This is a genomic window from Hujiaoplasma nucleasis, from assembly GCF_013745115.1.
In the GTDB taxonomy this organism is placed as follows: domain Bacteria; phylum Bacillota_I; class Bacilli_A; order Izemoplasmatales; family Hujiaoplasmataceae; genus Hujiaoplasma; species Hujiaoplasma nucleasis.
In genome coordinates this window covers 1,004,040-1,029,579 of sequence record NZ_CP051151.1, presented here as the reverse complement: position 1 = coordinate 1,029,579, position 25,540 = coordinate 1,004,040, and the positions used below count along the sequence as shown (strand labels likewise).

Below are 25,540 nucleotides of genomic sequence, written 5' to 3'. Positions count from 1 at the left end.
TAATGAAAAGAAAAATTAAAATTCTTGATAAAATGGTCAAATCTAATTCAATTTTAGTTGGATTATCTTTGTTGGTTTTAATTTTCTTTATTGCTTTTTTAAGCAATTGGTTTTCTTTTCAAAATTTCCTTGTTGAAAGTCGTTTTTATCAAGAGTATTTAAATTTTTTAAATAAACAATCACTTGATATATTTGTAATTATTCTTATTCCAGTTATTGGAGCTACCTTTGATCTTATTTTTAGAGATAAAAATGTTGATGGAAGAGATAAGGCATTGATCTATATGGGCTTTTTTGTGATTGTTTTCATGATTTTGATTTATCCTAAGGTCTTGATGGGGACCATAGATTATCAATATAAGGATGTATTGTTACTGGGTATAAGTTTTCATATAGATATGTTAAGTTATACAGTTTTATTAATATCTTCCTTTGTTTGGTTTTATGTAATCGTCTATGCTCATGAATATATGAAACATGAGTTGCATAGTACACGTTTCTTTTTCTTTTTAGCTTTAACTTATAGTTCGGTTTTAGGGACCATGATGTCAGGCGACTTATTAACTATGTTTTTATTTTTTGAAATTATGACAATAGCGTCTTATACTCTAGTGATTCATGGCCAGAATGATGAGTCTTATAAAGCTGGATATAACTATATAATTATGGGTCTTATCGGTGGTTTTCTTATATTGACTGCTATTTTGTTATTGTATTTTAATCTTGGAGATTTAAGTTTTGAATCAGCCATTAGTGAACTTAGTCAAATGGGATCAATTAAGTATTGGATTATTGGTTTGATAATCTTTGGTTTTGGAATTAAAGCAGGTATGGCACCAGTCCATGTTTGGTTGCCAAGGGCTCATCCAGTTGCCCCTACTCCAGCCAGTGCTTTGTTATCTGGGGTAATGATAAAAGTTGGGGCTTTCGGGATTATTAGAGTTGTGACATCTTATTATTTCCCTGATAGTTCATCCATAGATCACTCATTATGGCTTACATCTAAAAATATTGGATATGTCATTATATGGTCTGGAATAATTACCATGGTAATGGGAATGATTCTTGCTTTACAACAAGCTAATATAAAAAAATTATTAGCTTATTCATCTATTTCGCAAATGGGTTATATCTTAATGGGCATAGGCATAGGGCTTTATTTAGGTTATGAAGGCGCTATGGGATACACTGGAGCTATTTACCATATTATTAATCATGCTTTATTTAAGTCTTTGTTATTTATGGTTGCTGGTGTTGTTTATTATCACACCCATGAATTAAATATGTATAAATTAGGTGGTATTTGGAAGAAATTACCTGTCACAACTATAATTTTTGTGATAGGTATGTTGGGTGTTATTGGTATGCCATTGTTTAACGGATATATATCTAAAACTATATTACATCACGGCATAGTTGAGGCTTATCAACACGGTTCGCAAATTTTTATTCTTGCTGAAATATTATTTATTATAACAAGTATAGGTACTGTAGCTTATTTAGTGAAAATGTTCTATTATGTTTTCATTAAGGACAATCAAAAAGAATATAAGGATTTGACTTTTGATTTCTCATCATTAGATTTGGCTTTAATATCGATGAGTTTAATTATTATATTAATCGGTTTGAATCCTAATTTTATTCTTAAACAATTTATATTACCTCAATTAAATAATCTTGCTTACTCAAGTCATTTTATTGAGACATATATCCAACCATTAAATGTATTTAAATTTTATGATATTATAATGGCTTTAATGATTATCTTCGTGGGAAGTGTAGCATTTCTAATAGGAAAGAAGTTCTCATTATTAAGCTTGCATTTTCCAAAGTGGTTAAGTATAGAGTATTTGTTTTTTTATCCTGCTTACTTGTTAATGAAAAACCTATGTAAAATAATTTATGGACACAAGTGCCCTTACAATGAAGAAGAGTTTATAAAATTGAGTGATGATGATTTGAATAATGTTGGTTTTATTGATCGTTTTGTGATTACTGTTAATGTTCTTAATCGTCGTTATGAACAAAGTTTAATCTATGCAGATGCTTTTATTTATGTGTTTGTATTATCAGGTGTCTTTATATACTTTTTCTTCTATTATATATTGTAAGTTTATATTATTATTCTTGTTTGCGGGTTATTTCTTATGAAAATGAATCTGATTTTGCTATAATAGTCAAGGTGAGGTGATGAAATGGACCAGGCAAGAAGTGATTTGTTAGGAAAAACAAATGTTAAAAAAGCTTTAATACAATTATCTATACCTGCCACAATCGCAATGATTGTGACAGCTTTATATAATTTAACTGATACTATTTTTGTTGGACAAGGTTCTGGTGATATTGCTATTGGAGCTTTATCAATAGCAAATCCAGTACAAATGATTGTTATGGCTTTTGGATTAATGATTGGGGTTGGAGCTTCGTCAATATTTTCAAGAGCTTATGGTAGAAACGATAAGGTTACCATGCGTAGGTCAGTTAATACTGCCATATTTATGGGGGTATTTTTTTCTGTATTAATTGCAGTTATCGGTTTGATATTTTTAGATGATTTATTATTGTTTTTTGGCGCTACTGATGGGCCGGATGGAAATCTTCATTACGCAGAAGATTATTTATTTTATATTTTAATAGGACTTGTGCCTTTTTCTTTATCTGTGATATTTAATAATCTTGCAAGGGCAGAAGGCCGAGCTAAGATTGCGATGATTTCCATGGTAATTGGCGCGGGAGTTAATATTATATTAGACCCAATATTTATTTTTGATTGGGGATTAAATATGGGTGTAAAGGGTGCAGCTATTGCGACTGTAATTGCAAAAACAGCTTCTTTTATCTATGTATTTTTAGCCTCTATTTCATCACAATCAAAATTAAATATAGATCTAAAAAAATTGTATGAAATTGATAAAAAGATGGTGCTGGAAATCTCTACTATAGGTTTTTCATCTTTTATAAGGAATGCTTTAGGTGCTTTTTTAGTCATCATTATTAATAATATTATTAAAGATATATCATTGACTCCTGAAATACATATTTCTATATTTGGAGTCGTTAATCGACTGGTTATGTTTTTATTGATGCCTGGTTTTGGTTTGGTACAAGGTTTACAACCTATTGTGGGATACAATTTTGGTGCAAAATTATATCATCGTTTACATGAGGTTATTGCCTATGCAATGAAACTATTAAGTTACTATTTTGTTGGCGCATTATTATTTACAATGGTTTTAGCAAAACCACTGTTTATGCTCTTTACTTCAGAAAGCAATTCCTTATTATTATCCGAAGGTCCGGCAGCCTTACGGGTTGTTGCTTTAGGATTTGGTGTTATTGGTTTCCAAGTCATCCTGTCTTCAGTTTACCAAGCCATGGGTTATCCATTAAGAGCCTTTTTGGTTGCTGCTTCTAGACAATTTATTTTGTTTATACCTATATTATTTATCTTGACCCATTACTTTGGGATAGAAGGTATTTGGTGGACATTCTTTGCAGCTGATGTTATTGCTGGTATAGGTTCAATGTTTGTATATAGGTATGAAATGAAAGATTTACATGATAAAATAAATATACCTGTTCAACAATTAACATAAAAGGAGTTATTGATGGCCTTTCTAATCAGTCATTCAAATGATATTTTAAGGAACTTAGCCATAGAAGAATATTTGTTAAGAAGAAAAGATATTCAAGAAGATATTCTCTTTCTTTGGTATGGATCCAAAGCCTTTGTTTATGGAAGAAATCAAAATCCATTCATTGAAATACACCCTGATTATATCCTGGATGATTCTATCATCAAAGTGAGAAGAATTTCTGGGGGTGGAACCATCTACCAAGACCAAGGTACCCTAAATTTTTCGATAATTACAAATGACTTTAAGAATAGAATCAATAATTATGAATATTTTTTAGAATCGATTAAGAATATTTTAAAATCACAGGGTCTAAACGTACACTTTAAACCAAAATCTCATTTATTTGTCGATGATTATAAGATATCTGGTAATGCTCAGGCGTTTATTAATAATAAACTCCTACATCATGGGACAATTTTATATGATACTGATCTTGATATTATTCAAAAAGCATTAATTCATTTTCAAGCAAATGCTCAAGGGCATCAAGTCTTATCTAATAAACAGGCTGTTATTAATTTAAAAGATATGATTGGTTTATCAAAAGAAGAACTCATGAATCAAATAAGCTATCAGATGATTCATGACTATCATATTAATGAGAGCGAAATAGAAATAGAAGAAGAAAAAATTCAAGAAATAATTAAAAATAAATATCAAACTTGGGAATGGAATTATGGCAAAACACCGACCTTTACCATAAAAGAGGCTATTGATGATTCGGTCTGTGATATTACTATAGAAAAAGGATATATTGTTAAAATATCTCCCCTAGTTGATGATCGATTATTAAATACCAAATATTTCAATCAAGATTATATTAAACATATAAAAAGAACCTAATCATTTTGAAAAAGATTAGGTTCTTTTCTTATTATAAATTAAATATGAATAGCTTTATCTACAATACCCCAAGCTGCTTCATTAAATATTTCTGAAGTCGTTGGGTGAGGATGGATAGCATGAGCTATCTCATCAGCTGTTCCTTCAAGTTTCATAGTCATAACAGCTTCACTGATTAAATCAGAGGCTTGTTCAGATAATATATGGACACCAAGTATTTCATTGTATTTTTTATCTGCAATGATTTTGATAAATCCATTATTTTCATTGGCTGATAAGGCCTTACCATTGGCTTGAAGAGGGAATGTAAATGTCTTGTAATCTAACTTAGCTTCTTTAGCTTCTTTTTCAGTATAACCAATTTGGGCAATTTCAGGGAATGAGTAGATAGCAGAAGGAACTTGCTTGTAATTCATTGACTCTGTTTCGCCAAGAATATGGTTAATAGCAATGATTCCTTGATGACTGGCTACATGAGCCAGCATCATTTTTCCATTCATATCGCCAATAGCGTATACATTACTAATAGAAGTTTGTAATTGTTCGTTGACTTCGACAAAATTTTTATTCATTTTGAGATTTAGATCTTCATAGCCTTTTAAATTGGCCTTCATACCTACTGATAATAAGACTCTATCTGCTTTGATGCTTTGTTCGTTGTTGTCTGAATCTTTGTAATAGACTTTATCTTTACCAATTTTACTGACGGATGAACTTGTAAGGACTTCTATCTTGTCTTTTTTCAAGGTTTTCATCATTTGATCTCTAATGTCATCATCAACATTTAAGAGAATTTGATTTTCTCTTTCGATAATCGTGACCTTTGTGCCGAAGCTATTAAAGATTGTTGCAAATTCTAAACCGATAACACCACCACCAATAATAACGAGTTCTTTAGGTATGGCATCTACATCAAGTAGTTCTTTAGAAGTCATTAAGAATTTAGATTCATAAGCTTCTTTTAAACCGTCAATAGGCGGAAGAATTGGTGAAGCGCCTGTAGATAATATAATATGTTTGGTGGAAATAGTATCATCATTAACTTTGATTTCATTCTTATTGATTACTTTTCCAAACCCTTCGTAAATATCCACATTATTTTTCTTTAGCAGCATTTTGACGCCACCAGTTAATCGTTTTACAACTTTATCTTTTCTTTTAATGATTTCTTGCCAATCAGCATGAACATCATCCTTATTTTTTACGAGGATACCATAATCTTTAGCATGCATAAATTGTTGGAATACCTTGGCACTTTTTAAAAGCGCTTTTGTTGGGATACATCCCCAATTAAGGCACACACCTCCAATAGCTTCTTTTTCGATAATGGCAGTTTTTAAACCTTTTTGAGCTGCTTTGATGGCGGCTACATAGCCGCCAGGTCCAGCACCCAATATTGTTACATCATATGTTTTCATAAAATCATCCTTTCTAATTCATGAGTAGTAGAAGAGGGTCTTTTAAGTATTTTTTGAAAGCTCTCATAGCTCTACCACCATCAGCTCCATCAATGATTCTATGATCAAATGTTAATGATAAAGGAAGGATATCTCTAATGACGATTTCATTATTTCTTACCACAGGTTTCTTATCAATTTTACCAATACCTAATATAGCAACTTCAGGATGTTTAATGATTGGGGTGCCTGATATAGCATCAAAAGCCCCAAAATTAGTGATTGATATGGTACCTCTTTGTAAGTCAGACAATTGTATTTTTCTTTCTTTAGCTAAACTTGCGATTTCTTCAACTTTTCTAGCGATATCAAACAAACTTAAAGTATCGGCATTTTTAATGTTTGGCACAATCAAACCATCAGGTGTATCAACAGCGATACCTACATTGACTTGACTTCTATAGATGATCTCTTCATTGATTTGATCAAAAGAAGCGTTTAAAATAGGGTAATCCTTGATTGCTTTTGTTAAAGCTTTGATAATAAATGCCATATAAGTTAATTTAACACCTTCATCAGCGGCTTTTCCCTTATGGTCATTTCTAAAGTTTACTAAATCCGTAACATCTAATTCATCAATTAAAGTTGTGTGTGGAATCACTTGTTTTGATAAAGTCATAGCATTGACAACAGATTTTCTTAGAGAAGATATTTTTTCTCTACGATCAGCTTCATAAACTTTAATTTCTGGTGCATTAAAGACTTTTTGTCCTTGTCGGTTAGTTTGTTTTTGGCTTTGTCCTTTATGGTTTTCTATGTCTTCTTTTAAGACTCTTCCGTGTTCGCCACTACCTTTAATCTCTTGAATATCAATATTTAAATCAGATGCTAGTTTTCTAGCGACTGGTGTCGCAAGAACGCGTTCAGATTTTGATTTTTCAGATTTTGTTTCATATGATTCAATCATTTCATCTGATGATTCAAGCTTACCAACAACGCCGCCTTCATCCTCTTCGATGTTGTCATCCTCTTTAGTATCTACTTGTTTTTCAGTTTTTTCTTCACTGGCTTCTTCAGAGTCACCTTCACCATCATCAATACGGGCTAATAAATCACCAACCTGGATAATTTCACCTTCAGGTGGACCTAATTTAACGATAGTCCCATCCACCGGAATTGGAATTTCAGCATTGACTTTATCAGTTTCTATGATGACTAAGGTTTCGCCTTCTTCAACCTTATCACCTTGTTTATATTTCCATTCTAATATCTTTCCTTCGTGAATTCCTTCACCGATATCTGCGAATTTAAAATCAAACATAATTAAACCTCCTATGCCTTTTCAGCCATGAGTTTTTTAACCTCATAAGCTATTTGTTCTGGACTAATGATGAAATGGCCTTCCCCTTTTGGTAAAGGCACAGTCACATCAAAACCAGCAAGTCTTCTTGGAGCTGCTTCTAAATAGAAGAAGGCTTCTTCATTGACTCTCGAGATGATTTCAGCTGCAGGACCAAATGATTTATATGCTTCATGGACGACCAAAACCCTACCAGTTTTCTTAACTGATTTTATGATTGCTTCAGTATCCATTGGCGCAATGGTTCTTAAATCAATGATTTCAGCATCCACATCTAAAGTTTTCATAGCTTTTTCGACTTCTCTTACTAAAGCACCCCAGGCAATAATGGTTATATCTTTTCCTTCTTTAACCATTCTTGCTTTTCCGATTTCAACTTCATAAGGTTCGTCAGGTATATCTTGTTTAAAGGCTCTATAAATTCTTTTTGGTTCCATGATAATCACTGGGTCAGGATCGTTTATAGCTGCCATGGTTAAACCTTTTGCGTCATAAGGTGTTGAAGGAATCACAAGTTTTAAACCTGGAATATGGGCGTATAGGGTCTCTAAACTTTCAGAGTGATGTTCTAAGGCTTTAACCCCACCACCATATGGCATTCTAATGACCATTGGTAAATGATATTTACCTCTTGAACGATTTCTAAATCTTGCCACATGGGTTACGACTTGATTGTAAGCAGGCAGCGAAAAACCTGAAAATTGCATTTCTACAACCGGTTTTAATCCATTAATGGCCATACCTACTGCAGAACCAGCAATGGCTGCCTCAGCGATTGGTGTATCAAAGACTCTGCCCTCTCCATATTTCTTTTGAAGGCCAGCAGTTGTTCTAAAGACACCACCTTCAAAACCAACATCTTCACCATAGACTACAACAGATTCATCCTTTTCCATTGCTTGGTCAAGGGCTTCATTAATTGCTTGTAAAATTGTTTTAACAGCCATTATTTTGCACCTTCCTCATTTAAAAATTCTTGATAATATTTCATTTGTTTTTCTAGTTCAGGTGTTAATGATTCATAAGTATATTTAAAGATATCTTCTAAATCAACTTCTCCTGAGTTTTCTACTTTTTTAAATGTATCTAAGACTTCTTTTTTGCTAGTTTCATGCAAGTCTTCATCTTTTTTATCTGTCCAATATTTTTTGTCAATTAAATATTTTTTAAAACGTTTCAAAGGATCTTTTTTCTCCCATTCTTCAACTTCAGAATCTTCTCTATATAGTTTAGGATTGTCTGATGTTGTATGAGGACCCATTCTATAAGTTACAGCTTCAATCAACGTTGGCCCTTCACCTTTTAAGGCTCTTTCTCTAGCAGTTTCAGTGGCTAGATACATTGCCAAAGGATCGTTACCATCTACTTGGATACCAGGGATACCATAAGCGATAGCTTTTTGAGCCAATGTTTTTGACTTAATGGTTTTCTCTCTTGGTGTAGAAATAGCGTATTGATTATTTTGGATTATGACGATCATTGGCAAATCATAAGCAGAAGCAAAACTCATACCTTCATGGAATTCACCATGAGATGTCCCGCCGTCACCAATATAGGCGATGGCTACTTCTTTAGTCCCTTTTAGTTTTGCAGCATAAGCAAGACCTGCAGCATGTGATATCTGTGAACCAATAGGGACATTAATTGGTAAAACTTTGACATCATCATTAAATCTAGATCCCCATTCATTACCCAACCAATAAAGGAAAGATTGTTCTAGAGTAACACCCTTATATAACATGGCGTTCATTTCTCTAAAAGCCAATACCAACCAGTCATCATCATCCATAGCTGCAATAGATCCTAATTGGGCAGCCTCTTGGCCGTGGTTTGGTGCGTATGTTAACATACGACCTTGTCTTTGAAATTGAAGCGCTTTCTCATCAGCGATTCTACCTAAAACCATGGTGTGATACATTTTCATTAAAGTATCTTTTTTAATCTTAGGTACTAATTTATCATTAACGATTTTTCCATCTTGATCCAATATTTGTAAGGTTTTTCCCTTTAGCGGATCAAATTCTTCGAATAACATAACATAACCTCCTATGTGATTATTAATATATCTCTATGCTTATATTATAAATGATTTGTTAGACGCATCTAACTAATATGCTTACTTCTTGGGTCTATAATAAACTATTTCTAATTCGAATTAATTATACATTGTTTATCTTTACATTAATAAGTGATATACTAGATTTATCAATAAAAATAGAGGTGAATTTATGGAAGTAATCATTCAGATTTTGGTTTATGGAATTTTGATTTTTTTGTTTGTTTTTGAACTTGTTTTATCTATTTTGAATTACAAAAACAGAAATGCTAAAATTCCTGAATCCGTTATAGATGTTTATGAGGAAGAAGAATATAAAAAGTATCAAGCTTATACCATGGCCAATTTTAAGTTTTCCTTATTTGTAAAAGGCTTTGATTTGCTATTAATCATCATTTTATTAGTCTCAGGATTCTTTCATTGGATTCATAAAATAGCTCATCAAATTTCTGATAATTATTATTTGTCAGTTTTATTATTCCTCTTTTTTTATTTTTTACTTTCTTTTATTAGTGGTTTAGTCATTTCGTATATAAAAACCTTTAAGATAGAAGAATCATATGGTTTTAATAAAATGACTTTGAGAACCTTTATTTTAGATAAGATAAAATCATTGATATTAACCCTTGTTCTTGGTTCAGCTTTACTTTATGGACTCTTAGCCATTCACCAAAATACCGGTTCTATGTTTTTTGTTTATTCGTGGATTGGATTAACCATCATTATTGTCCTTATGAATTTAATTTATACTTCATTGATTGTTCCAATTTTTAATAAGTTAAAACCTTTAGAAGATGGAAGTCTAAAAGATAAAATTGAGACTTTCGCTCAATCTGTGGGCTATCAAATAGATAAGATATCTGTCATGGATGCATCAAGAAGATCTTCTAAACTTAATGCATTCTTTTCTGGATTTGGCAAATCAAAAAGAATTGTATTATTTGATACTTTAATCGATAAAATGACTGAAGATCAAATAGTCGCTGTTTTGGCCCATGAAATTGGTCATAATAAACATAAACACATTATTTTTAACTTGTTTCAGACAGTATTAATGTTAAGTATTTACATTTTAGTATTATCCTTATTTTTGAATCAGGCTATTTTTTCACAGGCTTTTGGTTTTGAAAACATAAATCTAGGTTTTAATCTGATATTGTATGTGATTATATTGTCGCCAATCTTATCTTTGATATCTATTTTTACAGCTTTTATATCTAGGAAATTTGAATATCAAGCTGATGCCTTTGTTAAAAATAATGGTAGTTCTGAAGATTTAATTCAAGCACTCAAGGTTCTAGCAAGAGAGAATTATTCAAATTTAACACCTCATCCATATTATGTTAAGATTTTTTATTCCCACCCACCTATTGCCAACAGAATTGATGCTTTAAAATAGAAAAAATCACGTGATAACACGTGATTTTTTAATGTTTAAGTATTTAATTTAGAAAATCTTTATCTTCAAGCATTAAAGCTAATATTACTTTATCAGTATCTTTCATTCCAAGACTAGCCATTTTACCTACAGCTGTAATGGTATCATCTGCAGAGTCTTTTAAAATACCTGATAGTGGATTATATTGTCTATTTTCCATAGCTAGATGATGGCCTAAAAATGAAGCTTCTAATCCAGTGACGATTTTTGAGGCACAAGATGGTTTAGCTCCATCACATACGACGCCTGATACATTGGCTAAGGCATTGGTAATGGTCATTTTTATTTGCTCAAGGCTTCCGCCTTCAAGATAAGTCAAAGTAGCACCTGAAGAAACTGTAGCACTTATAGCTCCGCAAAAAGCAGATAATCTTCCAATAAATCCTTTTTGATATATGGTTAACAGGTTTGATAAGACCAAAGCCCTATGCATGGTTTCATCGCTTACACCTAAATGTTTTGAATAAATGATGACTGGAATTGAAGATGCAATACCTTGATTACCGCTACCAGAATTGGTAATAACTGGTAATGAACAACCGCTCATTCTAGCTTCTGAAGCGGCAGCAGTATAAGCTTTTATTTTTCCATAGATGGTTTTATCATGTTTTAAAATAGTTTTTCCGATTTCAACACCGAATTGACCTTGAATGCCCTTTTCAGCAATGGCCATGTTATCATCGATTTGTCTTTTTAGTATCTTTCTTAATGTTTCTATATTAGCTTTGTTAGCAAAGTTTAGAATATGTTCGATGGTTAAGAAAGAACGATCTGTTTCAACTCCAAAATAATCTTCTTTAACATCTTCTTTAAAATAGATATCTTTATTATTTTTACTAATTCTAACTATATTTGTGTGAAGATTTTTTATTTCTATGATGACTTCATTATTATCTTTTTGAGCTTTTAAAATAAAATGTAAATTTAAAGGTGTATCCAATAAAGTGACTTTAACCATTTTTTTTAATAAATATTGGTGAATAATATTTAAGTCGCTTTCTTTAATGTTAGAAATCACTTCTAAATCTAAAGAAGCATCTCCTCCTATCATACCAGCAATAGCAGAAGCTTCTATGCCAACAAGATTACCAGTGTTAGGCACCGTAACACAACGAATATTCTTAATTAAGTTGCCACTAGCACTAACGATTATTTTATCAGGAATTTCACCTAGTACCTCCCTAGCTTTTGCGGCCGCAAAGGCGATGGATATAGGTTCAGTACATCCCTTAGCCGGAACCAATTCTTCCTTTAAAATATCAAAAATTTCTTGTTCGTAAATAGTGCTTGTCATATGCCACCTCATCTATGTTTGATAATACGATATTAGCATAGCGTGTAGACATTGTCAATTGTCTATATGGCTTTTAATGATATTCAAAATAAAGACTTTATGTTATAATAAATTCGATATGATTTATAGAATGGAGTAATGATATGAACAAGAAAGAAATGATTGCTAATGCTATTTTTCCAGACATTAAAAAGTCTGTTTTAGATTTGGAAATTGAATTTCCAAAAAGAAATTTAAAAGAAGGGGCTATAGTCACAAGATTCGCCCCTAGTCCTACTGGGTTTTTACATACAGGATCTTTATTTACCTCTCTAGTATCTTGGCGCTTCGCTAAACAAACAGAGGGAGTCTTTTTCTTAAGATTGGAAGATACTGATCAAAAAAGAGAAATAAAAGGATCAGGTGATAAAGTGATTGAACAATTAAAAACTTTTGGTATTGAACCTGATGAGTCTTATTTAGAAGAATCAATGTATGGCCCTTTAATTCAGTCTGAAAGAAAGGAAATTTATCATACAGTGATTAAAGAAATGATTATTTCTGGAGATGCATACCCTTGTTTTTGTTCTCACGATGATTTAGCTGATATTAGACGTTACCAAGAAGACAATAAATTGTTACCGGGATATTACGGAGAATTTGCGACTTGTCGTCATCTGAATGATGATGAAGTCTTAGATAGAATTAAAAAAGGTGATGATTTTGTTATTCGTTTTAAATCAAATGGTCAAGCAGATCAAAGAGTTTCTTTTGATGATGCTATAAGAGGCACCATTGAGTTTCCTGAGAATATTTTGGATATTGTTATTATGAAAACTGACCAATTACCAACATATCATTTTGCCCATGTGGTTGATGATCATTTTATGAGAACTACTCATGTAACCAGAGGTGAAGAGTGGATGTCTTCTGCGCCAATTCATTTAGAAATTTTTGATAGATTGAATTGGACCAGACCTATATATGCTCATTTTCCAGTCATCATGAAGTTAGATGATGGAAAAAGAAGAAAATTATCTAAGAGAAAAGATGAAGAAGCTTCAGTGGATTATTTCTTAGAAAAAGGTTATCCTATTGAAGGTTTTTTAGAATATTTAATGACCCTAGCAAATTCGAATTTTGAAGAGTGGAGGATAGAAAATCCACAAGCAAATATCTTTGATTTTGATTTGTCTTTTAATAAGATGAGTCTTGATGGTGCTTTGTTTGATATAGAAAAAATTAAGTCTATATCTAAGGATAGATTATCCTTAATGAATGCTCATGATTTTACAGATAATGCTCTTGCTTATGCTCGTCAATATGAGCCAAAATTAGAAGAAATGATAGAAATTGATAGGCAATATTTTGAAGATATTATTAACATTGGTAGAGATCAAGAAAAACCAAGAAAAGATTATGAAAAATACGCTGATGTTTATGATATAGTGGCTTTTATGTATGACAAGAACTTTTATGATATGATTGAAGAACTACCTTTTAATGAAAGATTTTCTAAGGACTTAATTAAAGAAATATTAGATGAATATATTGAAGATACAGGCCTAAATTTAGACCAAAATGAATGGTTTTCAGCTTTGAAAGATAAAGCTGTTAAGAGGAACTTTGCTCCAAGACCAAAAGATTACAAAAAGAATCCTGATCAGTATATTGGCCATGTAGGAGATTACGCTGAGATTGTAAGGATTGCTGCATGTGGGAAACCTGATACACCGAATTTTTACGATGTATTAAAAATTTTGGGACAAAAAAGAGTTGTAGAGCGAATATCTTATACAATAAATTTATTATAGATTTTTTTAAATTTTATGCTATAAAAAAACCAGTTTATCTTGTATAATAAAATCATTACCGTGATATTAAAATACAAGTTAAAAACTGGTATTTTTTTTAATAAAATTTTGGAGGGAAGAAAATGTATGTAATTAAGAGGAATGGTGTTCAAGAAAAGTTTGATAAAAGAAAAATTGCGGATGCTTTATATAAGGCTTATCGCTCTGTAGGAAATAAAAAAACAAAAGTACAATGTACCGAATACGCTAAAAAAATCTCTGATGAACTCATCAATTTCGAAGAAGTCTCAATTGAAAAAATTCAAGACTGTGTTGAATTATTTTTAATGGAGAATAAAGATTACGAAGTTGCTAAAGCATATATTAAATACCGTGAAAAACAACGTTTAGACCGCGAAAATCCTTGGAGTGATAACGATGAAAGGCAGGATTTAATCCTCCAAAAATACTTATTACCAAATGAAACAAAGAAAGAATTTTTAAAAAGAGTATCATTTAAAAGACCTGCTTTAGAAAAAATACTTAGACATAAAGAAGCAATTTTTGCTGGAAGAAATTTATATGCTATTGGTAGAGAAGGCAATATTACTGGTAGTAATTGTTATGTTACTGAAGACCCAGAAGATAACTTAGAAAGCATCTATAAAGTTGATTACCAAATCGCTAGAACCTATTCATATGGCGGCGGTCAAGGTATGAATTTATCTAAAATTAGACCTAAGGGAGCTAAAGTAAACAATAGTTCAAATACAACACCTGGAGTTATGGTTTTTGCTGAAAAGTATTCACATACAACCTTAAATACCCAACAAGAGAGTCGACGCGGCGCATTAATGTTGGTTTTAAATGTAGATCATCCTGATATCATTGATTTTATTACAACAAAACTAGATTTAAATAAAATCAATGGTGCTAACATTTCAGTGGCTATCTCAGATGCCTTTATGCAAGCTGTTGAAGAAGATGGTATCTGGACTATGAGATATAAGACGCCTTATGAAGACATAATCAAAAAAGTAAAAGCAAGAGATTTATTAGAATTAATTTCTTATTCAGCACACACCATGGGAGATCCAGGTGTTATGTTTATAGATCATATGAATGAATATCACTTAATGAGTGAATATGATGAAGTCAAATTTACTGCAACAAATCCATGTGGAGAACAACCATTAATGGCTCATGGTTCATGTAACTTGGCTAGTGTAAATTTAAACGCTTTTGTTAAAAATCCTTTTACAGATGAATCATTCTTTAATTGGGAAAGATTTGATCATGTTGTTGAAGAAATGATTTGGTCATTAGATGAACTATTAACTATGTTGGGTGATAGACACGCCTTGCAAGAACAAAGAGATCATGTAAAAAAATACCGTGAGGTTGGTTTAGGAGTCATGGGCTTAGCAGATTTGGCTTTAAGTATGAATTTACCATACGGTTCGCAAGCATTTATTGACTTTTTAGATGAATTAATGAGTCGTATGATTAATCAAGCCGCAAGAGCATCTGCATTGAAAGCAAAAGAAGATGGAGTATTTCCTGTTTATGATTATAAAAAAGTTTCTTCATCTAAGTTTTATCAATCGGTAATTACGGCTGAAACAGATGAAATTATTAAAAAATATGGTTTAAGAAACTCAAGACTATTAAGCATTGCTCCAACAGGTTCAATTTCAAATATCTTTGGTGTTAGTGGCGGTGTAGAACCATACTTCCAAATAAATTACACTAGACGAATTATTTCTATGTTTGAAGAAGAAAAGAAGATTACTGTTTGGGAAAAAACACCGCTAGCAATGGCTAAGACACTTGGTGTTGATCCAGATGAATTACCTGAATGGACTCGAATAACATCGCAAAATATTTCTTTTGAAGACAGAGCCAATGTTCAAGCGACCATTCAAAAATATGTAGATACAGCTATTTCTTCAACCTTTAATTTACCTAATTCAGCATCTATAGATGATGTAATGAATATTTATATTTCTTCTTGGAAAAAAGGTTTAAAAGGCGCTACTGTCTTTAGAGATAGATGTGCAAAAATTGGAATTTTATCAGGCGTAAATGAGGCGACAGAAGATTTAAATCCTGCTGTAGCTCCTCAATTTGGTATTGATGAGACTTGGGCTAACCTAAAATCAGGAAAGGTTAAAGAATATAGAACTCATGTCTTGATTGAAGAAGCAGCTTATAAGCCAAAAAGATTTGAAAAAGAATTATGTCCTATTTGTAAGTCGGTCTTAGTAAAAAAAGAAGGTTGTATTCAATGTTCAAATAATGATTGCGATTATGAAAAATGCGCTATCTAAAATCAAAGTGTTGAGATTTTCTCAACACTTTTTTCTTAGAAAATTATATAATATGTTATAATATCTTTGTTGTAAATTTATTAAAAAGGATGACTTATGGATACATTATTATTTGCAATTAATGCAGTATTACCAATCATTATTTTAATGGGACTTGGTTACTTATTAAAACATATCAATTTCATCAATGATAATTTTTTAAGTGTAGCCAATAAATTTGTTTATAGAATTGCCTTGCCATCAATGTTATTTTACAATATCTATAAGATTGAGTCTTTTTCTGATATTCAATGGAATCATGTGATATTTGCTTCAACAGCTATACTATTCTTGTTTATACTTGGAATGATTATTGTTAAAATATTCATACCTGATGAAAAGCAAAAAGGCGTTATTGTTCAAACTATCTTTAGAGCTAACTTTGCAATTATAGGAATACCTTTAGCCGAAAGTATAGGTGGAGAAGCAGCTGTTATTAATCTTTCAATGATATCAGCGATTGCGATTCCACTGATGAATATATTGTCTGTTTTGGCCTTAACAATGTATATTAAAGAAGACCAAGGCAAACAAATCAAAACAACAATAATTAAGATATTGAAAAACCCCTTAATTGCCGGTATTTTTCTTGGTATGATAGTTTTATTTGTAAGATCTTTTATTCCCTTGGACAAGCAAGGTATACTTGTCTTTTCGTTAGAAGAGGACCTTCGATTCTTATTTTTACCTGTTCAATGGTTAGGTCAAACAACATCTCCGATTGCCTTGATTGTCTTAGGTGGAGGTTTTCAGTTTTATGTAATCAAGAACCTATCAAGACAAATATTTATTGGTACCTTAATTAGATCATTTATTACACCATTTATTATTCTGTTGGCAGCTATTATCATTGATAAGGAATCAAACTTTTTCAATTTTAATTATCTAGTATATCCTGCTTTTATTTCTTTATTTGCTTCTCCAACAGCCATTACTGGAGCTGTTATGGCCAAAGAAATGAAGAATGATTATGATTTGGCTTCTCAAACTGTTGTTTGGACAACGGTGATGTCAATAATTTCTATATTCTTAACTGTTTTATTGTTAAAGATTTTAGAAATATTATAAAAAAATAATTCCAAGCATCTGCTTGGAATTATTTTATACTTAAATATATCTTTGTGTTTTCAGGATCCTTTAATAAAATACCATCATTGGTTTCTTCAAATTCAATATTTGCTTTTTTTAAATTTTCAAATGTTTCAATAAATTTTTCGCAATTTGGATAAGTGATAGTAAATGATTTCATTCTTTGAACTCTAGATCTTTGGGGGCTCCAAGAATTTATTGCTAAATGATGATGGTAATTTTTGTCAGACATGAAGACTGCGTTATTTATTTTATCATTCACGATATTAAAACCGATAATTTCATTGTAAAATTCTTTAGTTTCTTTAAGTTTATCAACTTGTAGATGTAAGTGTCCAATAATGGTGTCAATTGGCAAGGACCTAAAGATGTCATCCTCATCAGTAGCGTAATATACACCTTTATAATCGAAAGGCAATGTTTCCATTTCAATTTGCTGATTAGAGTAATTCCATTGAGAATCATCCTTGTCAGAGTATATTTCGATTCCTATACCATCAGGGTCTTGTAAATAAATTGCTTCACTCACTAAGTGATCAGCAGCTCCGTCTATAGGTATTTGTTTTGAAATTAAGTGATGTAGAAATTTACCTAAATCTTTTCTGCTTGGTAAAAGTATGGCAAAATGATAGATATTATTCTTTTGATTGTTATATGATTCGTCTTCATTTAAATGAAGACGAATAATTTCTGTTTCATGATCTACTGTCAAAGAAATATAATTTTCATTTTCTTTTAAGACTGAAAAACCTATACTGTTTGTATAGAAATCTTTACTAATTTTTAAGTCTTTTACAAGTAAATCTATTTTAGATATATGTATTGCATCTTTATGATAGTAATAAAGCATAATTCTCACCTTCTTATCAACATTATAACTAAATTTAGTAGAAAATTCTCATGATATGCTCGAAAAATAATTTTCACTTTATTAAATAAAAAACTTGCTTTTTTAATTAATATTTGATAAGATATATATCGGCCTTGAAATTAGGAAACGATGCCTTTACCATACAAATGCATCATCCAACAAAAATATGGCGATTTGCGCTCATAGCTCAATTGGATAGAGCGTTTGACTACGGATCAAAAGGTTTCGGGTTCGACTCCTGATGAGCGCGCCAGTATACGGGAAGTAGCTTAGCTTGGTAGAGCGCCTGGTTTGGGACCAGGAGGTCGCAGGTTCGAATCCTGTCTTCCCGACCATCAAAAAACTAAGAGTAAGGCGACTTACTCTTTATCTTTTATTAGGACCCTTAGCCAAGCGGTAAGGCACGGGACTGCAACTCCCTCACCGCCGGTTCAAATCCGGCAGGGTCCTCCAGGTTGATTATACCAAGTTGCTTTATAGCGTTTGACGTCTAAATATAGACGTTTTAAATGTTTTAACATAAAGCAACTTTTTCTATTATTTAGGGTAAAATTAGTGATTTTTCATTGATTTTACTCTTTTTTTATTGGGCTATATTGATTAAAACACCTTTCACAAGACCGGACTTGAGTTTTTGGCTAAAAAGGCCATTTTTTGACGACCCGACCGTATTTGAACTAGGCTAAAAATATAAAAAAAAGACCGTTTTTTCAACGATCTATCAGTTTTTTAAGCTCTATTATATACAAATCACCTTACTTATTGATTGGTGAGTTGTTTTTCTAATTGTGTAATAAGTCATTAATTCAGGAAATGAGTATGTGATTTTATCCTCATCAGTATTAAAGGGGTTTAATATAAATTCAAGTCTATCTCTACTATAAACAATTGCCTTGTCAAAGAATGCTTTGAAAGGAAAATCACTTAAGCTTGATATAGGCTTTTTGTAGTCTTTTAAAAGTAGCTTGTATTGTTTGAGTTTAGTTTCAACATTATGAGATGTTAATAGCTTATTTCTGTTTCCGGTTAAAGCTGTTTCAATGCTTGCTTTTCTTTCTTTTAGTTCTTCAAGGACCTTTACCTCAAATTCACTGTCAATTGATACTAAGGACTTGATATGTTCATTAACCTCATCTAACTTATCTTCTAATGTGTGATTATCAATATTAAGTTTTCTTATCTCAGGGTGAGATACCAGGACTTCATGAAGCGTGTTTAGAAACTCGTATTTGTTTTTAATCATATCATTTATATGTGATAGAAGTTGATTCTCAAATGTTTTAACAAACAAGGCATCATTCTCGCATGTTTTCTTTTCTCTATTAGATGCACAGATTAAAGTTTCTGTTGCCCATTTTTCTTTTTTGTTATTGACTTTGAAATGATAGTTTTTGTCACAGACACCGCACTGGACAAAACCACTATAAATTGATTTATGCTTGGCTTGTTCTTTTAACTTTACAATATCAGTTGTATGATTGTATTTCATCATTCTTTGGTTTCTTATAGCGTGAACCTTATCCCATAAGGCTTTTGTAATAATCTTTGGATGAGAGTTTTCCACATAATACTTTGGATGAGTTTGTTGGTTTTTCTCTCCGATTCTACTACCTACCTTTTTTCGTTTTGATTTTTGTAGTAAGGCATTACCAGTGTATTTCTCATTGATTAGAATCCCTCTAACAGCACCTTTTTTATAAGGTAAGTTTTTATACTTGGTTTTATGACCCGCTTCATTTAACTTTTCTGCTATATAATATAATGAATAACCTCTAGCATAAAGATTAAATATCTTTCTTACAATCTTAGCTTCTTTATCATCAACTATGATATTGTTGTCTTTGTCTCTTTTGTAACCCAAAACTTTAGATGTGACCATGGGAACGACCCCATCTTCAAAACGCTTTTTAACACCCCATAATGTATTCTCACTATTTATCTTTGACTCCTCTTCAGCGACACTTGCATAAATGGTCATGGTTAATTCAACTTTAGGATCAAAGGATGAGATGTTTTCCTTTTCAAACCAAACCTCAACCTTATGTCTTTTTAAGTCTTGAATAATCTTTAAACAGTCAACTGTGTTTCTTGTAAATCGTGATATTGATTTGGTAATGATTAAATCAATACCACCCGCCTTGGCCAGTTCAATCATTTGATTAAATTGAGTCCTATGTTTTGTATCTGTCCCAGACTTACCAACATCATAGAAGACTCCGGAAAAGTTCCACTCAGGTTTTTCAGTGATCAACTTTGTGTATGTTTCCACTTGTAAGGCAAGAGAAGTGGCCTGTAGCTCTTTAGTTGTTGAAACCCTAGCATAAGCACAGACATTTTGTTTAGCGTTCTCTTTTTCAATTTGATTTAAGTCAATGATTTCTACAGCGCTCATTTTGCTTTCCTTAAATCGATAACTTTATAATGGATTTCTTGTTTGCCATTAGGACTTTTTGCATATCCTGTATAAATAGGTGAGATGGCTTTATAAATATCCAAGTCCTCATCAATTCTCTTATTAGTAATGACTTCATCATTAATGAGTAGAAGTGCTTCAGATGGATTAAGAGCAATGATAAACTTATAAGCATTAAGTAATATATTCTTGTTTAATCCAATGTGACCATCCAAGAATAACTTCATTTCTTGTATACGCTCTTCATGTAGGTGTTTGCTTAGAAGTAGCGATTTCTTATTGCTTAGCTTGGCTTTCAAATCAATCAGCTCAGCTTTCTTTTCATCATAAATTGATTTATAAAAATCACTATTGTTTGATATAGAATCGACATTGATGTTGATAATATCTTTGATGTCTTTTTGAGTTTTGGTGATGTCTTTTTTTAATGATGTAATCTCATCTTCTATATGAGTAGAGTTTAGGCATGATTGAACTATATCCAAGGTTTCATCAATGATATTTTCATCGGATAATTTAAGTGCCTTAATAGAATCAATAATGGCCTTTTCTAATGTATTATTGTCTATTGGTTTGTTTGAACAAACATGGCCTTTATTATTTTTTCTGCAGGTCAAAACAACTCTTTCATTATCTTTGCCATAATTATAATAACTCCGGTTCATAACCGCACCACACTGGCCACAAAAAACGATACCACTCAGGGGGTATATATTACCGTAGTTTGATTGCTTGCGCTTCCTTGAGCGCTTTTTCTTTAGTTCCTGGGCAAGTTCAAACTTGGTCCTTGATATAATGGGTTCATGGTTATTCATAATGTAGTACTTGGGTGCATGGCCATCATTTTTAACTGATTTATGCGTTAAATAATCGACAGTCACTCGCTTTTGTAAAATGGCATCTCCACAATACTTTTCATTGGTAAGAATGGCATTTACTGTCGCTGATACCCAAAAGACCTCACCTCGACCATTCTTGAGTTGGTTTTCTGTTAAGAAGGAAACGATCTCTTTTAAAGAAGCACCTGATATATACATATCAAAGATAATTCTCACTGTTTTAGCTTGTGCTTCATTAATAATGATTTTTCCCAAATCATCCTTATCGTAACCAAGAAATCTCTTTGTATTAATGTGTACCTTACCCTCTTTAAATCTTTTTCTAAAACCCCATTTTACATTTTCACTAATGTTCCTTGCTTCTTCTTGGGCGATAGAAGAGAAGATGGTCAGCATAAAATCAACCTTTGTATCGGATGAATAAATATTTTCTTTTTCAAAGAATACATCGACGTTTTGTTCTCTTAACTCTCTAATAATGGTTAAGGTATCGACAGTGTTTCTAGCAAACCTTGATAAGGACTTGGTTAGTATTAAATCAATTTTACCATCCTTAGCATCTTTAATCATCTTTAAAAACTGTGGTCTTTTTTTAATACTTGTGCCAGATAAACCTTCATCTGCATATAGGCCAATGAAATCCCATGCTTCGTTTTCTTGGATCTTTTCAGTATATACACTCTTTTGGGCTTCGACACTATGTAGTTGATCTTCTGAATCAGTAGAAACTCTAGCATATGCACATACTTTCAACTTTGGTTTTAAAGTTGGCAAGCCATTTTTATCTTCGTGAATCACTTGAGTAGGTTCTATCACAATTACTCTCTTTTTTTGCATTTTTTCCTCCTTTATTTTCTTACTCCATATATCACTCAAAAAGCAATAAATAGCAAGTCTTAAAGACCCTATTTGTTGCTTTTTTCTATAAAATGATCGATTAACTTTTGTATACAACGATACCACTCAAAATCTGTAATCAATGCTCTTTTCTTTAACTCATTAATGATTGAAACTTGTTGTTGAAACTTTATATTGTTATCCATTTATATGTCCTTTCAAATAAAAAAAGAGCCGCTAAGAAAGCGACTCCTCTTAAGAAGGACTGTTAATTATGCAAAATATGTCTAAACCACCACGAGTAGTCTATCATAAATATTTTTTCTTGTGAATGCGCTTAAAGTGCTAATCGAAAAAACAAGGAATATCCATGCGTTTATTAAGGTCTGCCATAAGGACACCTTTAAAGATGATGTTTTCAGATCCTGGTTTGTTAAAGTATTTAGGTTCATCATTGATATAGAAGTGGCCACCACCACTGTGATTATAAAATACTTTTGAGACATATATCTTATCATAATAATCAAATATCATAACATGGCCTACTTGATTGAGGTTAGTCTTCCAAAAAAACAAGTAGTTCTCATTATCTTTTTTATAACAAATAACATCATCAAAAACAGTGGATATTGTTATTGGCATTATTTCTTGAATCTCATTATCGACAGTTTCAAAAGACCTAAAAGCTAGAGTCTTATCACTTTTTAGTGATGATGGATTCGCGACTAGGACATCAAGTGACACATTATAAAAACCACTCAGTGTTATTAAATCTTGAATGCTAATATCTCTCAGACCTTTTTCATAATTTCTGTAACCTTGTCTCGTTTTTCCTATGACGTCCGCAACTTCGGTCATTTTAAGTTTGTATGACTTGCGTAGCTTTTCTAAGTTTTCTCCAATAAATAATTGATTTGAATTATCACATAAATGGTCAGCTGACATGTATTCCTCCGAGAATAATCATAATTGACAACAGATTGTTGCCTAGTTTTATTTTTTCAAATAATTATCATAATAATATCATAATATATAAGAAAAAAGCAATACAATTTGTTTCGTTTTAAATTTTGTTCATATAAGTTATTTTCAAGATATATCTTTCCATATACAATAATATTACAGCAAATTTTAAAAGGAGGAGGAGAAAAATGAAAGAGAAGATAGTTTATAAAAAAGTGAAACTTCACAGAGAATATTTAAAAGTGCAAAGAGATAAGTTAAAAGTAACTGGAGAGGATGTTTCAGATAAAATAGGTATTAGTTATCATTACTACGCTCAAATTGAAAACGGTGAGAAAGGCTGTAAGTTATCCGTTAGAATGTTACTTAAAATGGCTCAGGCTTTAGAAGTTGATATATGCAATCTAATAGAATCTGAAAAAGCATATATTGAGTCCTATGATAAAGCCAATAAATTTAACTTTAATGCATAGTCAAAAACTAAAAGAACAGGTACTTGAATTTATAAAGTATCACGATGTTAAACCAATTACAAAAGAAAGCTATAGAAGGATATTGCTTAGGTATGTAGAATATGTTGAACATTTAACTGAACCACCAATTCGAGATGATGTTAAACAATATCGTGATACTTTGATAAAAGACCATAGTGCTAATACTGTTCAAAAATATATTGTCGTTGTTAGATTGTTTTATGCCTGGCTATACGCTGAAGGCAAAGGAGACAATATCGCAATCAATATAAAGGGTCCAAGAATAGAAAATACATTCAAGCGTGAATCATTAAGTGAAAAACAAGCAAGACAACTCTTAGAATATGCTAAAAAAGAATCATCTAAAGGCATTATCGAATATAGAAACTTTACAATGATTGCATTAATGATTTCAACAGGATTTAGAACGATTGAAATAGAAAGAGCAGATGTCTCAGATATTCACTTCATTGGTGATTCTCATGTGCTATATGTTATGGGTAAAGGTAGAGATGAAAAAGACTCCTATAACAAACTTTCACCCCTAGTATATAAACTAATTGAAACATATTTAATGATGCGTTCAGATGAACATAAACCCTTGTTTATTAACCATGGAAGCACATATAAAGAAATTAGATTAAAAACTAGATCAATCAGTAAAATAGTTAAAAAATATCTACTTGGAATTAATATTGATAGTAAAAAATTTACAGCTCACAGCCTGCGTCATACAGCGGCGACTCTAGCAATGGAAAAGGGTGCTGATTTATATAGTGCTCAACATATGCTCAGACACAAAAACACAAACACTACCAAAATCTATTTACACAAAATAAATAGGCGCAAAGAAAAATATGAAGAAATCATAGGTGACGACTTACTTAAAGGGCTTACCTAACAAAAAAGACAACAAAAAAATTACTCGGAGGATTAAAATTCAAGTCATGATTAGAACATTTAAAAATGCAGAATATGGAACAATAAGAGCTGCAGTTGTAAATAAAAAGCCGTACTTGTGTCTAGTAGATATTTCTAGAACACTAGGTATAGCCAATTCACAAACAAGTAGGACAGGTATTCCTGATTCAGACCTAAAGCGTATAGAAATAAAAGAAAAAAGCAAAATAAAAGTAAGATTGTTCGTAAAAATTAAGCATTTAAGTAAGTTTATCTATAAATCAAAGAAACCTGAAATTGATGAAATAAATGATTGGTTTTATGCCACCATTCTACCAAAATTACTAAACTCACTAGACTATAGCATAGATGAATATGAAGATGGTGAAAAAATAATTAAACTCATCGAAGAAAACAAGCATTTAAAAATAAGAAACACTGTACTAGAAACAGACATGAATATGTTAAAACCTAAAGTCAGATATATCAACGAACTACTTGGATCAAAAAATTGTGTTGACCTAGACAGAGTTTCAAAAATCATTAAATATCCAGGTATAGGGAATACCAACTTATTTAAAATTTTAAGAACAATGAATATATTAGATGAAACCAATCAACCCTATCAAGAGTTCTGTGACAAAAGATATTTTAGAGTTGTAGATGCTACAGTTATTGTTGCAGGAAACGTTGTCAGTTCGCAAAGAACATACGTTTATAAAAAAGGCATAGCATTAATAGAAAAAATACTAAAGGAGTATAAAACAAAAAACCATGAGAGATGAAACAAGAGATTTTTACACAGTACCAGAAATAGCAAAAGTATTAAAAGTATCACCACAAACAGTATTAAAATTATTAAAGAAAAATGAATTAAAAGGATTTCGTATGAGTAACCAATGGCGCATATCAAAACTAAGCCTAGATGCATTTATTGATAGAAATTCAAACGAAAGAATCTTAAAGAAATAAAAATACATACAATAGG

General features: G+C 31.5%; 21 protein-coding genes and 3 tRNA genes. 14 read left to right on the top strand and 10 right to left on the bottom strand.

The window, feature by feature from the left end; genetic code table 11:
• Positions 1–2: 2 nt before the first annotated feature.
• The 3 genes from HF295_RS04800 to HF295_RS04790 all read left to right on the top strand — a co-directional run bounded on the left by HF295_RS04800 (position 3) and on the right by HF295_RS04790 (position 4,481).
• Complete coding sequence (locus HF295_RS04800; protein WP_312031048.1) at positions 3–2,111, top strand: complex I subunit 5 family protein; 2,109 nt, start codon at positions 3–5, stop codon at positions 2,109–2,111.
• 84 nt (positions 2,112–2,195) lie between these two features.
• Positions 2,196–3,596: an MATE family efflux transporter gene (locus tag HF295_RS04795; protein WP_312031047.1), complete on the top strand. Its 1,401-nt coding sequence runs from the start codon at positions 2,196–2,198 to the stop codon at positions 3,594–3,596.
• Between the two features lie 12 nt (positions 3,597–3,608).
• Positions 3,609–4,481 carry a lipoate--protein ligase family protein gene (locus HF295_RS04790; RefSeq protein ID WP_312031046.1) on the top strand — a complete coding sequence of 291 codons (873 nt, stop codon included), beginning with the start codon at positions 3,609–3,611 and terminating at the stop codon, positions 4,479–4,481.
• A gap of 38 nt (positions 4,482–4,519) precedes the next feature.
• On the opposite strand, the gene lpdA is transcribed toward HF295_RS04790, so the two are convergent.
• Genes lpdA through pdhA form a run of 4 tightly spaced genes read right to left on the bottom strand, consistent with a single transcriptional unit; the run spans position 4,520 to position 9,273 of the window.
• Positions 4,520–5,899, bottom strand: a complete 1,380-nt coding sequence (lpdA, locus tag HF295_RS04785; protein ID WP_312031045.1) for a dihydrolipoyl dehydrogenase — start codon at positions 5,897–5,899, stop codon at positions 4,520–4,522.
• A gap of 13 nt (positions 5,900–5,912) precedes the next feature.
• Entirely contained in the window at positions 5,913–7,199 is a 1,287-nt protein-coding gene (locus HF295_RS04780) for a dihydrolipoamide acetyltransferase family protein (protein WP_312031044.1), read from the bottom strand.
• An 11-nt stretch (positions 7,200–7,210) separates the two neighbouring features.
• Positions 7,211–8,185 carry an alpha-ketoacid dehydrogenase subunit beta gene (locus HF295_RS04775; protein ID WP_312031043.1) on the bottom strand — a complete coding sequence of 325 codons (975 nt, stop codon included), beginning with the start codon at positions 8,183–8,185 and terminating at the stop codon, positions 7,211–7,213.
• Complete coding sequence (pdhA, locus tag HF295_RS04770; RefSeq protein WP_312031042.1) at positions 8,185–9,273, bottom strand: pyruvate dehydrogenase (acetyl-transferring) E1 component subunit alpha; 1,089 nt, start codon at positions 9,271–9,273, stop codon at positions 8,185–8,187. The genes HF295_RS04775 and pdhA overlap by 1 nt, the downstream gene beginning before the upstream one ends.
• A gap of 193 nt (positions 9,274–9,466) precedes the next feature.
• Between pdhA and HF295_RS04765 the strand changes: the two genes are divergently transcribed.
• On the top strand, positions 9,467–10,693 hold the full coding sequence (locus HF295_RS04765; protein ID WP_312031041.1) for a M48 family metallopeptidase: 1,227 nt from the start codon (positions 9,467–9,469) through the stop codon (positions 10,691–10,693).
• A gap of 43 nt (positions 10,694–10,736) precedes the next feature.
• On the opposite strand, the gene HF295_RS04760 is transcribed toward HF295_RS04765, so the two are convergent.
• A complete protein-coding gene (locus HF295_RS04760) occupies positions 10,737–12,026 on the bottom strand; it encodes an L-cysteine desulfidase family protein (RefSeq protein WP_312031040.1) in 1,290 nt (429 codons plus the stop codon).
• A 143-nt stretch (positions 12,027–12,169) separates the two neighbouring features.
• Between HF295_RS04760 and gltX the strand changes: the two genes are divergently transcribed.
• The 3 genes from gltX (at position 12,170) to HF295_RS04745 (ending at position 17,235) form a co-directional block, all read left to right on the top strand.
• The gene (gene gltX / locus HF295_RS04755) at positions 12,170–13,819 is read left to right on the top strand and encodes a glutamate--tRNA ligase (protein ID WP_312031039.1); all 1,650 of its coding nucleotides are present in this window, start codon (positions 12,170–12,172) and stop codon (positions 13,817–13,819) included.
• A gap of 122 nt (positions 13,820–13,941) precedes the next feature.
• Complete coding sequence (locus HF295_RS04750; RefSeq protein WP_312031038.1) at positions 13,942–16,128, top strand: adenosylcobalamin-dependent ribonucleoside-diphosphate reductase; 2,187 nt, start codon at positions 13,942–13,944, stop codon at positions 16,126–16,128.
• A gap of 96 nt (positions 16,129–16,224) precedes the next feature.
• Positions 16,225–17,235, top strand: a complete 1,011-nt coding sequence (locus tag HF295_RS04745; protein WP_312031037.1) for an AEC family transporter — start codon at positions 16,225–16,227, stop codon at positions 17,233–17,235.
• A 28-nt stretch (positions 17,236–17,263) separates the two neighbouring features.
• Here the strand turns inward: HF295_RS04745 and HF295_RS04740 are convergent, their stop codons facing one another.
• Positions 17,264–18,106, bottom strand: a complete 843-nt coding sequence (locus HF295_RS04740; protein WP_312031036.1) for a VOC family protein — start codon at positions 18,104–18,106, stop codon at positions 17,264–17,266.
• Between the two features lie 197 nt (positions 18,107–18,303).
• On the opposite strand from HF295_RS04740, the gene HF295_RS04735 reads away from it, so the two are divergent.
• The 3 genes from HF295_RS04735 (at position 18,304) to HF295_RS04725 (ending at position 18,580) form a co-directional block, all read left to right on the top strand.
• A tRNA-Arg gene (locus HF295_RS04735) sits at positions 18,304–18,380 on the top strand.
• 5 nt (positions 18,381–18,385) lie between these two features.
• Positions 18,386–18,462 (top strand) — tRNA-Pro (locus HF295_RS04730).
• A gap of 44 nt (positions 18,463–18,506) precedes the next feature.
• Positions 18,507–18,580 (top strand) — tRNA-Cys (locus HF295_RS04725).
• 286 nt (positions 18,581–18,866) lie between these two features.
• On the opposite strand, the gene HF295_RS04720 is transcribed toward HF295_RS04725, so the two are convergent.
• From HF295_RS04720 to HF295_RS04705, 4 genes are all read right to left on the bottom strand, one after another.
• Positions 18,867–20,519, bottom strand: coding sequence for a recombinase family protein (locus HF295_RS04720; RefSeq protein ID WP_312031035.1), 1,653 nt, complete (start codon positions 20,517–20,519; stop codon positions 18,867–18,869).
• A complete protein-coding gene (locus HF295_RS04715) occupies positions 20,516–22,216 on the bottom strand; it encodes a recombinase family protein (RefSeq protein ID WP_312031034.1) in 1,701 nt (566 codons plus the stop codon). Before HF295_RS04715 ends, HF295_RS04720 begins: the two co-directional genes overlap by 4 nt.
• 68 nt (positions 22,217–22,284) lie before the next feature.
• Complete coding sequence (locus tag HF295_RS04710) at positions 22,285–22,422, bottom strand: hypothetical protein (protein WP_312031033.1); 138 nt, start codon at positions 22,420–22,422, stop codon at positions 22,285–22,287.
• Positions 22,423–22,561: 139 nt separating this feature from the next.
• Entirely contained in the window at positions 22,562–23,161 is a 600-nt protein-coding gene (locus tag HF295_RS04705) for a helix-turn-helix domain-containing protein (RefSeq protein WP_312031032.1), read from the bottom strand.
• A gap of 206 nt (positions 23,162–23,367) precedes the next feature.
• Between HF295_RS04705 and HF295_RS04700 the strand changes: the two genes are divergently transcribed.
• Genes HF295_RS04700 through HF295_RS04685 form a run of 4 tightly spaced genes read left to right on the top strand, consistent with a single transcriptional unit; the run spans position 23,368 to position 25,524 of the window.
• The gene (locus HF295_RS04700; protein ID WP_312031031.1) at positions 23,368–23,652 is read left to right on the top strand and encodes a helix-turn-helix domain-containing protein; all 285 of its coding nucleotides are present in this window, start codon (positions 23,368–23,370) and stop codon (positions 23,650–23,652) included.
• Positions 23,618–24,553 (top strand): tyrosine-type recombinase/integrase, encoded by a 936-nt coding sequence (locus HF295_RS04695; RefSeq protein ID WP_312031030.1) that lies wholly within the window; start codon positions 23,618–23,620, stop codon positions 24,551–24,553. The genes HF295_RS04700 and HF295_RS04695 overlap by 35 nt, the downstream gene beginning before the upstream one ends.
• A 46-nt stretch (positions 24,554–24,599) precedes the next feature.
• Positions 24,600–25,337 carry a phage antirepressor KilAC domain-containing protein gene (locus tag HF295_RS04690; protein ID WP_312031029.1) on the top strand — a complete coding sequence of 246 codons (738 nt, stop codon included), beginning with the start codon at positions 24,600–24,602 and terminating at the stop codon, positions 25,335–25,337.
• Positions 25,327–25,524: a helix-turn-helix domain-containing protein gene (locus HF295_RS04685; RefSeq protein WP_312031028.1), complete on the top strand. Its 198-nt coding sequence runs from the start codon at positions 25,327–25,329 to the stop codon at positions 25,522–25,524. The genes HF295_RS04690 and HF295_RS04685 overlap by 11 nt, the downstream gene beginning before the upstream one ends.
• The last annotated feature ends 16 nt before the right edge of the window (positions 25,525–25,540 follow it).